At 74.5% G+C, this 10,515-nt stretch carries 6 protein-coding genes; 5 read left to right on the top strand and 1 reads right to left on the bottom strand.

Annotation, left to right across the window (positions count from 1 at the left end):
- Positions 1 to 73 precede the first annotated feature (73 nt).
- Positions 74 to 1,132: a succinyl-diaminopimelate desuccinylase gene (gene dapE / locus ABZS66_RS33550; protein ID WP_354764776.1), complete on the top strand. Its 1,059-nt coding sequence runs from the start codon at positions 74 to 76 to the stop codon at positions 1,130 to 1,132.
- A 258-nt stretch (positions 1,133 to 1,390) separates the two neighbouring features.
- Here the strand turns inward: dapE and ABZS66_RS33545 are convergent, their stop codons facing one another.
- Entirely contained in the window at positions 1,391 to 2,173 is a 783-nt protein-coding gene (locus tag ABZS66_RS33545) for a DUF3152 domain-containing protein (protein ID WP_354764774.1), read from the bottom strand.
- Between the two features lie 71 nt (positions 2,174 to 2,244).
- Here ABZS66_RS33545 and ABZS66_RS33540 point away from each other — a divergent pair, with 71 nt between their 5' ends.
- From ABZS66_RS33540 to ABZS66_RS33525, 4 genes are all read left to right on the top strand, one after another.
- Complete coding sequence (locus tag ABZS66_RS33540) at positions 2,245 to 3,048, top strand: TIGR00730 family Rossman fold protein (RefSeq protein WP_354764772.1); 804 nt, start codon at positions 2,245 to 2,247, stop codon at positions 3,046 to 3,048.
- Positions 3,048 to 3,602: a TIGR00730 family Rossman fold protein gene (locus ABZS66_RS33535; RefSeq protein WP_354764770.1), complete on the top strand. Its 555-nt coding sequence runs from the start codon at positions 3,048 to 3,050 to the stop codon at positions 3,600 to 3,602. The genes ABZS66_RS33540 and ABZS66_RS33535 overlap by 1 nt, the downstream gene beginning before the upstream one ends.
- Before the next feature lie 83 nt (positions 3,603 to 3,685).
- Positions 3,686 to 6,823 (top strand): ATP-dependent DNA helicase, encoded by a 3,138-nt coding sequence (locus ABZS66_RS33530; protein ID WP_354764768.1) that lies wholly within the window; start codon positions 3,686 to 3,688, stop codon positions 6,821 to 6,823.
- Complete coding sequence (locus ABZS66_RS33525) at positions 6,820 to 10,476, top strand: UvrD-helicase domain-containing protein (RefSeq protein ID WP_354764766.1); 3,657 nt, start codon at positions 6,820 to 6,822, stop codon at positions 10,474 to 10,476. Before ABZS66_RS33530 ends, ABZS66_RS33525 begins: the two co-directional genes overlap by 4 nt.
- The last annotated feature ends 39 nt before the right edge of the window (positions 10,477 to 10,515 follow it).

The following is a 10,515-nucleotide window of genomic DNA, read 5'->3' as shown; positions in this document are numbered from 1 at the left end:
CTGTCGGCTCTGGACCCGGCCTTCTGATCTGGTCGCGGCCTGTCGGCTCTGGACCCAGTCTAGTGTCTAGACCATGCTCACCCGTGATGTGCTCGCCGATCCTGTCGCCCTGACCCGCGCCCTCGTCGACATCCAGTCGGTGTCCGGCAACGAGGCGGAGATCGCCGACCGGGTCGAGGAGGTGCTCCCGACGCGGCTCAAGATCGAGCGCTTCGGCAACACGATCGTCGCGCGCACCGAGCTCGGCCGGCCGCAGCGCGTCGTGCTCGCCGGGCACCTCGACACCGTGCCGCTGCACGACAACTGGCCATCCACAGTGGACGGGAACATCATGCACGGCTGCGGCACGTCGGACATGAAGTCCGGCACCGCGATCGCCCTGCACCTCGCGGTGACCGAGGCCGAGCCCCGCCACGACGTGACCTACGTCTTCTACGACAACGAAGAGGTCGACTCGGCGCTGAACGGCCTGCGCATCCTGGCCGACAGCCACCCGCAGCTGCTGACGGACGCGAGTTTCGCGGTACTCCTGGAGCCCACCTACGGCCTGGTCGAGGCCGGCTGCCAGGGAACGCTGCGGGTGCTCGCGCGCACCAGCGGCAAGCGCGCCCACTCCGCGCGGTCCTGGCTGGGCGACAACGCCATCCACAAGGCCGCGCCGATCCTTTCGCGGCTGCAGCAGTACCGAGAGCGCCTGGTCACCATCGACGGCTGCGAGTTCCACGAGGGGCTCAACGCCGTGCGGATCAGCGGCGGCGTCGCCGGCAACGTCATCCCCGACGAGTGCGTCGTCGAGGTCAACTTCCGCTTCGCCCCCGACCGCTCGGAGCAGGACGCGGCGGACCACGTCCGCGAGGTGCTCGACGGCTTCGACGTCGAGGTCGTCGACTCGGCACCGGGCGCCCTGCCGGGCCTCGACGTGCCGTCGGCGCGGGAGTTCCTGGCCGCGACCGGCCAGCCGCCCAGGGCCAAGCTGGGCTGGACCGACGTGGCCCGGTTCGCCACGCTGGGCATCCCGGGCCTGAACTTCGGCCCGGGCGACCCCAACCTGGCCCACAAGCAGGACGAGCACGTCGAGATCGACAAGATCCGCGAGAGTGCCGCGGTCGTGCGTCGCTGGTTGACGGGCTGATCCCGGACTACCGCTGAGGATCCTCTGTTGCTGGCGTGTCCGGCAGGCTGGCCATCATCCGCCGGACTGCCAGCACTTCACGGATCCGCCGGTTCATCTGCCGCTTGCGGCGATCGTGCTCGGTTCGCGTCATCGTGGTCCCCCCCCCCACACGTTGCACCCCGGTATACCGGGTACGACGCGGCGGCGGGGGGAAACGTTGCCGTCTGCACCTGATTCTTACCGAACCGCGACGTTCGACCGGTCCGCCCCGGGGCGTCAGCGCGGTGCCCGGGGTCCCGTGGCGAGCGTCTTCCCGTCCGGGTACGGCCAGGGGTTGACCGCGCAGCCCTCCAGCCCGAACGTCTGCCGCGCCATCACCGGGGCCGGGGCGCCCTTGCGGGGGCAGACGACGTGGCCGTTGCCGAGGAAGTGACCGACCTCGTGGTTGACCACCATGTCCCGGTAGTCCTCCAGCTGCGGGTACCACGCCACGCCCAGCAGCCAGCGCTTCAGGTTGATGATCACGTCGCGGCCGCCGCGGCACGAGACCTCGCCCCGGGTGCGGACGCCGCGCTTGCCGCACATGGTGTCGGTGGTCGACGGGGTGGCGAGGTGCACGGTCAGCTCGCTCGGCGTGCCGGCCGGCACCCGCTGGAACGAGAACTGCCCGCCGGCGATCCAGCTCCGCGGCTCGGCCAGCGTGGCGTGGACCGCCGCGGCGAACGTCTCCGGGTCGATGCCGGAGCCGTTCTCGGTCGCCACGATGTACCGCACCAGGTGGCCGCGGTCGCCCACCCGATCCGCGCCGGTCGTCGCGTAGGAGAACGTGCCGCTGCCGCGGGCCGGCACCACGATCGGCGTCGGGGACGGCGATGCCGACGGCGACGCTGACGGCGTGGGCGTGGGAGACGGCGAGTCCGACGGGGACGGCGACGGCGACGACGGCACGGGTGCGGGCGGCTGTGCCGGAGAGGGCGAGCTCAGCCAGTACACAACCATCGAAATCGTGACGAGCACCGCGCCGATCGCCGCAATGATCACCAGCCGCCCCCGCGCCATGAATGCATTGCTATCACGAGTTCACCGGGCTGGTCCGTCCCGTCTCATGAGATCCACGTACCGTATCGGGCATGACCGACGCCAAGAGCAACCAGCCTCGGGAGCGGCATCGCGGAATGGTGACGCTGCGGCGTGACGCGATTCCGCCGAGTACTGCCGACCAGCGGCTGCTCGACTCCCACCTGCGTCATGAGTGGAAGACCAAGGACGCGTGGCGGGCGCTGCGCATCCTCAGCGAGTTCGTCGAGGGCTTCGACACGCTCGCCGACCTTCCGCCCGCGGTCAGCGTGTTCGGATCCGCGCGCAGCAAGCCCGACAGCCCCGAGTGGAAGCTGGGCGAGGCGCTCGGCGCGGCGCTCGCGCGGGCCGGCTACGCGGTCATCACCGGCGGCGGCCCCGGCGTCATGGAGGCCGCGAACAAGGGCTGCGCGGAGGCGGGCGGCCTGTCGATCGGCCTCGGCATCGAGCTGCCGTTCGAGCAGGGGCTCAACGAGTGGGTCGACATCGGCATCGACTTCCGGTACTTCTTCGCGCGCAAGACGATGTTCGTCAAGTACGCGCAGGCGTTCGTCGTGCTGCCCGGCGGCTTCGGCACGCTCGACGAGCTCTTCGAGGCCGTCACGCTGGTCCAGACCCGCAAGGTGACCCGGTTCCCCGTGGTGCTGATGGGGAAGTCGTACTGGCAGGGGCTGCTGGACTGGATGCGCGACACGATGCAGCCGGACGGGAAGATCGGTCCGGAGGACCTGCAACTCATGCTCGTGACGGACGACGTCGATGCGGCGGTGCAGCACATCGTCGATGCCGGGGAGCACTTCGACGACATCCAGGCGGCGTCGGCACGGCGGCTGGCCCGCGAGACGGGCAGCGGCTGATGGCGTCGATCGGCGTGTTCTGCGCGTCGTCGCAGCGGCTCGACGGCCGCTGGCTCGACCTCGCCCACGACCTGGGCGTCGAGATCGGGCGGCGGGGCCACGAGCTGGTCTCCGGCGGCGGCTGCGTCGGCATGATGGGCGCCGTGGCGGACGGCGCCCGGGCCGGCGGCGGCCGCACGATCGGCGTGATCCCCCAGCTGCTCGTCGACCTGGAGGTCGCCGACACCAAGTCCGACGAGCTGGTCGTGACCGACGGCATGGCATCGCGCAAGACGCTCATGATCCAGAAGGCCGACGCGTTCATCACGCTGCCCGGCGGCCTCGGCACCCTCGACGAGCTCTTCGAGGTGTGGACGACGGCCACGCTCGACCTGCACCGCAAGCCACTGCTGCTGCTCGACGCCGAGGGCTTCTACGGCGGCCTGATCGACTGGCTGCGCTCGCTGGTCGCGCAGGAGTTCGTCCGGCGGGAGGCGCTCAGCATGCTGATGGTCTCGCGTGACATCACCGAGTCACTGGATCTGCTCGAGGCGTCACTGCTGGGCGGCGGCTGAGCGGTTTTGTCGGTCGGTCGTGATTCCATAGCGGCGTGACCGCGACAGCTTCCCCAGCGGGGTCCCGCCGTGCCTATCGGCTCGTGCGCCGGCCCCTCGTCAAGGCTGTCCCGGTCGGCGCCGATCCGTGGCAGCGGCTGGTGGTCGAGCACACCACCGGCCCGCTGCTGGTGATCGGCGGCCCCGGCACGGGCAAGACCAGCACGCTGGTCGAGGCGGTGGCCGCGCGGGTGGGCGAGGGCGTCGACCCGGAGCGGATCCTGGTGCTCACGTTCGGCCGCCGCGGCGCGGTGCGCCTGCGCGACCGGATCGAGGCCCGGCTGGGCCGGTCCAGCGGGCTGCGCACCACGGCCGAGCCGATGGTGCGCACGTTCCACGGCTATGCGTTCGGGCTGCTGCGCCGGGCCGCGGTGGAGCGGGGCGAGCCGTCGCCGCGCCTGCTCACCGGCCCCGAGCAGGACCTGGTGATCCGCGAGCTGCTGGCCGAGTCGCCCGCGCCCTGGCCCGAGTCGCTCAAGGGGGCGCTGGCCACCCGGGCCTTCGCCACCGAGCTGCGCGACCTGCTGCTGCGCGCCGTCGAGCGGGGCGTTCCGCCGTCCGGCCTGGCGGAGCTGGCCCGGATCCACCGGCGCGCCGACTGGGCCGCCGCCGCGCGGTTCTTCGACGAATATCTCCAGGTGCTCGCGCTGCGCGACGCGACCACGCGGGGCTCGGTGGCCTATGACTACGCCGAGCTGGTGCGCGCCGCGTCCGGCCTGCTCGCCGACGAGCCCGAGCGGCTGGCGGCCGAGCGGCGGCGGCTCTCGTTCGTGTATGTCGACGAGCTGCCCGACACCGACCCGGCCCAGATCGAGCTGCTGGAGCTCATCGCCGGCAGCGGCGCCCACCTGGTGGCGTTCGCGGACCCAGACTCGTCGACGTTCGCGTTCCGGGGCGCCGACCCGACGATCGTCGGCGACTTCCCGGACCGCTTCCCGACGCCCTCGGGCGGCCCGGCGCCGCAGGTGACGCTGCCGCACTCGCGGCGGATCGGTGCGGGCCTGCTGGCGGCGACCCAGCGGGTGGCGGCCCGCCTGCGCGGCCCGTCGCGGCACCGGCGGCTGGAGGCGGCGCACCCCGGGGGCAGCGTCGAGACCCGCACGTTCCCGTCGGAGACCTCGGAGGCGGCGTTCCTCTCGCACCGGTTGCGCGAGGCGCACCTGCTGCGCGGCGTGCCGTGGTCGCGCATGGCCGTGATCGTGCGGTCCACCGCCCGCCAGCTCGCGCCGCTCCAGCGGGCCCTGCACTCGGCCGGCGTGCCGACCGTGACCGAGGCCGAGGACCTGCCGCTGCACCTCCAGCCGGCGATCGCGCCGCTGCTGCTGCTCCTGCGCTGCGCGCTTGACGACGCCCGCCTCGACGAGGACGCCGCGGTCGCCCTGCTGCACTCGCCGCTCGGCGGCGCCGACCCGCTGGCCGAGCGGCGGCTCCGCCAGGGGCTCCGCGCCCTCGCGCTCGCCGCCGGCGACCGGCGCCCGTCCGGGGTGCTGCTGGTGCGCGCGCTGCGCGACCCGGCCGAGCTGGCCATGGTGGAGCGGCGCTGGGCGACGCCGGCCCGCGCCGTGGCCCGCCTGCTGCAGGAGGCGCGCGGCGCCGCGGCCCGGCCCGGCGCCACCGCCGAGGAGGTGCTGTGGGCCGTCTGGCACGCCAGCGGCCTGGCCGACCGCTGGTCGGCGGTCAGCGCCCGGGGCGGCCACCGCGGCGCCGCGGCCGACCGCGACCTCGACGCGGTCGTGTCGCTGTTCGACGCGGCGGCCCGGTTCACCGACCGGCTGCCGGGCGCCGGCACCGCGGTCTTCCTCGACCACGTCGAGGGGCAGGACCTGCCGGCCGACTCGCTCGCCCCGTCCGCCGACCGGGGCGACGCCGTGCGCATCCTCACCGCCCACGCCGCCAAGGGCCTGGAGTGGGACGTCGTCGCCGTCGCCGGCGCGCAGGAGGGCGTCTGGCCCGACCTGCGGCTGCGCGGCAGCGTGCTCGGCTCGGAGCTGCTGGTCGAGGTCCTCGCCGGCCGCACGATGGAGACGACGGGCCGGCTCGCCGCGATGCTCGACGAGGAGCGCCGCCTCTTCTACGTCGCCGTCACCCGGGCCCGGGAGCAGGTGCTCGTCACCGCGGTCGCGTCCGGCGACGGCGAGGAGCAGCCCAGCCGGTTCCTCACCGAGCTGTCGAGCGACGCCGAGCTCGACGGGCAGGTGACGTTCGAGACGCCGCGGGCGCTGACGCTGCCGACCCTGGTCGCCGAGCTGCGGGTCGCGCTCGTCGACCTCGACGCCACCGACGCCGAGCGGGCGGCCGCCGCCGCGGTGCTCGCCCGGCTGGCCGCCGAGGGCGTGCCGGGCGCCGACCCCGCCAGCTGGTGGGGCCTGCCGGCGCTCTCCGACGACCGCCCGCTGGTCGACCCCGGCGAGGCGGTGCAGGTCACGCCGTCGACCGTGGAGAGCGTCGACCGGTGCAGCCTGCGCTGGCTGCTGGAGCGCCACGGCGGCGCGCTCACCCCGTCGCCCGAGCAGTCGATCGGCAACCTGGTCCACGCGGCGGCGATGCTCGCCTCCGACGCGACGGCCGACCGGGCACAGTTGGTGGCGTATGTCGCCGACCGATTCGACGCGATCGAGCTGTCCGCGCGCTGGCTCGCCGGCCGCGAGCGCGACCGGGCCGAGCACATGCTCGACAAGCTGATCGGCTGGCTGGCCGGCAACCCGCGCCGGCTGGTCTCGATCGAGCAGGACTTCCTCGTCGAGTTGGCCGACCCCGAGGCGCCGGTCGAGATCAAGGGCCGGGTCGACCGGCTGGAGCTCGACGAGCAGGGCCGGCTGGTGGTCGTCGACCTGAAGACCGGCAAGACCATCCCCGCCAACGCCAACCTGGCCGAGCACCCGCAGCTCGCGGCCTACCAGGCGGCGATCGAGCTGGGCGCCTTCGAGGAGTCGACGATCGCCGGCGGTGCCTCGCTGGTGCAGCTCGGCGGCGAGACCAACACGGCCCGCGAGCAGGTCCAGCCGCCGCTCGCCGAGGCCGCCGACCCCGACTGGGCCCGCGCGCTGGTCCAGCGCACGGCCAAGACGATGGCGGCGTCGACCTTCAACGCCGTGGTCAACAACAAGTGCCGCGTGTGCCCGGTGAAGACGTCCTGCCCGGTCTCCGGCAAGGGCCGCCACGTGACGGGCCCGGGCGCATGACGGGCCCACCCCCCAGCTACGCGCCCGTCGAGCTGGCCAAGCTGCTGCGGTTGCCGGCGCCGACGATCCAGCAGGCCGCGGTCATCGCCGCTCCCGTGCGGCCGCTGCTCGTGGTGGCCGGGGCGGGGTCGGGCAAGACCGAGACGATGGCCGCCCGGGTGGTCTGGCTGGTCGCCAACGGGCACGTGCGGCCGGAGCAGATCCTCGGCCTCACCTTCACCCGCAAGGCGGCCGGCGAGCTGTCCCACCGCATCCGGCAGCGGCTCGGTCAGCTCGTCCGCCGGCTCGGCCGGGACGACCTCATCGCCGGCGAGCCGACCGTGGCCACGTATCACTCGTATGCCGCGCGGGTCGTTCGCGAGCACGGGGTGCGCGCCGGGTATGAGCCGTCGACCCGGCTGCTCACCGAGGCCGCGTGCTGGCAGCTGGCCGACGCGGTGGTCCGGTCCTATGACGGCGACATGACCGCCGTGTCCTCGGCCCCGTCGACGGTCGTCGACGCCGTGCTGCACCTCGCCGGCGACCTCGCCGAGCATCTTCGCGAGCCGGCCGACGTGGCCGCCTGGACCGGGCGGTTCTTCGCCGAGGTCGGCGGCAAGACGGGCAAGATGGCCAAGCCGGTGCGCGACGTGCTGGCCCGCCAGCAGGCGCGGCTGCAGCTGTTGCCGCTGATCCGGCAGTACCAGGAACGCAAAGCCCTGCTGGAAGCCATGGACTTCGGCGATCAGCTCGCCCGGGCGGCCACGGTGGCGCGGGCCCATCCCGAGGTGGGGGCGGTCGAGCGCGACCGGTTCCGGGTGGTGCTCCTCGACGAGTATCAGGACACCAGCCACGCCCAGGTGGTGCTGCTGCGCGCGCTGTTCGGCGACGGGCACCCGGTCACCGCGGTCGGCGACCCCTGCCAGTCGATCTACGGCTGGCGGGGCGCGTCGGCCGGCACCCTCGACCGGTTCCCGCAGGAGTTCCCGGTCGCGCCCGACCGGCCGGCGCCCGAGCTGTCGCTGACCACGAGCTGGCGCAACCGGCCGGAGATCCTCGACGTCGCCAACACGCTGTCCCGGCCGCTGCGGGCGCACGGCGCGCGGGTCCAGGAGCTGGCGCCGGCCGACCGGCTCGCCGAGCCCGCGTCGACCGCCACCGTCCACTGTGCGCTCCTCGACACGTTCGCCGAGGAGGCCGCGTGGATCGCGGACCGGGTCCTGGCGTCGTGGCGGCTCGCGGCGAAGGTCGATCCGGACACGTTCCCCTACGACATCCCCGTCGAGGACCGCCCGTCGACCGCGATCCTGGTCCGCACCCGCGCGCAGATCCCCGCCCTGGAGAGTGCGCTGCGCTCGCGCGGGCTGCCGGTGGAGGTCGTCGGCCTGGGCGGGCTGCTCGACACGCCCGAGGTCCGCGACGTGGTGAGCACCATGCGGGTCCTCGCCGACCCGGCCGAGGGCGCCGCCCTCCTGCGCATCCTGACCGGCCCGCGGTGGCGGATCGGCCCGCGGGACCTCGTCGCGCTGTACCGCCGGGCCCGCCGCATCGCCGCCGAGCGCCGGGCCGGCCCGGAGGACGAGCCCGCCCTCGCCGACCGGCTCGACGAGGCCGTGCTGGTCGAGGCGCTGGACGCCCCGGGCGACCCCGAGCAGTACTCCGCCGAGGGGCACCGCCGCTTCACCGGCCTCGGCGCCGAGCTGCGCCGGCTGCGCCGCCGGCTCGACCAGCCGCTGCCCGACCTGGTGGCCGACATCGAGCGGGTGATCGGCCTCGACGTCGAGGTCGCGGCCCGCCCTGGCGACGCGGGCCTGGCCCGCGGGCACCTCGACGCGTTCAGCAACATCGCGGCGCGGTTCGCTTCGGAGTCGGAAGGCGCGACGCTCAGCGCGTTCCTCGCGTTCCTGGCCGCCGCCGAGAACGAGGAGCGTGGCCTGGCACCGGGCGAGGTCGAGGTCGTCGAGGGCGCCGTGCAGATCCTCACCGCCCACGCGGCGAAGGGGCTCGAGTGGGACGTGGTGGCGGTGGCCGGCCTGACCGCCGACGTGTTCCCGGGCGCGTCGAACGCCGGCGACCACTGGCTGCGCGGCCTGGGCGTCCTGCCGTTCCCGCTGCGGGGCGACCACGCCGGCCTGCCGACTCTGGACCTTTCCGGTATCGCGGACATCAAGGGCGTGGTCTCGCGGCTGGAGACGTTCAACCGCGACTGGCGCGATCATGACGTGCGCGAGGAGCGCCGCCTCGCCTACGTCGCCGTGACGCGGCCCCGCCGGCTGCTGCTGGCCAGTGGGTACTGGTGGGGCGAGGGCGTGAAGCGCTCCCGGGGCCCGTCGGTGTTCCTGGAGGAGATCCGCGAGCGGTGCCTGGCCGGGGCCGGGGTGGTCGACGCCTGGGCGGCGCAGCCGGGCCAGGACGCGCAGAACCCTACGGCCGCGGACATCCCGAGCGCGAGCTGGCCGGCCGACCCGCTCGGCCCCCGTCGCCCGCTGCTGGAGTCGGCCGCGGCCATGGTCCGAGCGGCCGCCGCCGACCTGTTGGCGGGGGAGGCGCCCGAAGAGGTTGACAAGGGCGCGCCCGTCGGCGCGGGCGAGGGGCCGGCCGCGGAAGGCGTGGCAGTCGCAGTCGCGGGATCGGGCGACGGCGAGCGGGGAGCGGAGGTCGGTCCGGCTCGCGTGGACGACGGCACGGGCGGGGCGGGCGAGTGGGAGCAAGGAGCGGAAGCTGGACCGGCTCGCGTGGTGGAGGGAGCGGCCCGCGAAGGCGCGGCAGCCGCAGCCGCGGGATCAGGCGAGGGCGAGCAAGGCGCGGAAGCCAGACCGGCCCGTGCGGGCGCGGACGAGGCGGGCGAGGTCGCGGGCGAGGGCGCGGACGAGGGCGCAGGTGAGAGCGCAGGCGACGGCGGTGCGGTCGGCGGTGGCGAAGTCGGGGGCGGCGCGGGCCGTGGTGGGACGGCCCGGCGGTGGGCGGCGGTCGTCGTGCGGGATGCGGCCGGGCGGCGGTGGGCGGCCGAGGCCGACCTGCTGCTCGCGGAGCGGGCCCGGCTCGCGCCGCGGCAGGACGGGGTCGTCGAGGTGTCGCTGCCCGGGCATCTCTCCGTCTCGCAACTCGTGGCGCTCCGGCGGGACCCGCAGCGGCTCGCGCGGGCGTTACGGCGGCCGTTGCCGGCGCGGCCGGACCCGTACGCGCGCCGGGGCACCGCCTTCCACCACTGGCTGGAGCAGCGGTTCAACGCCGAGCGGCTGATCGACATCGACGAGCTGCCGGGGGCCGCCGACGAGGGGGCCGCGCCGGACGAGGCGCTTGCCGATCTTCAGGCGCGGTTCCTGGTGAGCGAGTGGGCCGACCGGGTGCCGTACGACGTGGAGGTGCCGTTCGCGTCCGTCGTCGCCGGGGTCGTGGTGCGGGGGCGGATGGACGCTGTGTACCGGTACCAGGACGGGCGGTACGACGTCGTCGACTGGAAGACGGGTGGGCGGCCCGGTGGCAGCGACGCGACCGCGGCGGCGGTGCAGCTGGCGGCGTACCGGCTGGCCTGGGCCGAGCTGCGCGGCGTGCCGCTGGGGCAGGTCGGGGCGGCGTTCTTCTACGTGCGGGACGGGGTCACGGTCCGGCCCGCCGACCTGCTGGACGAGGAGGGGCTGCTGGAGTTGATCACGGCGCTGCCGGGCGGATGAGCCTCAATGAATTGGCAAGGTTCCGACACGTTGCTGTCG

It is taken from the genome of Dactylosporangium sp. NPDC005572, assembly GCF_040605515.1.
Classification (GTDB): Bacteria; Actinomycetota; Actinomycetes; order Mycobacteriales; family Micromonosporaceae; genus Dactylosporangium.
Note: the sequence above shows the minus strand (reverse complement) of the source record. Positions and strands in the feature narration are given on the sequence as shown.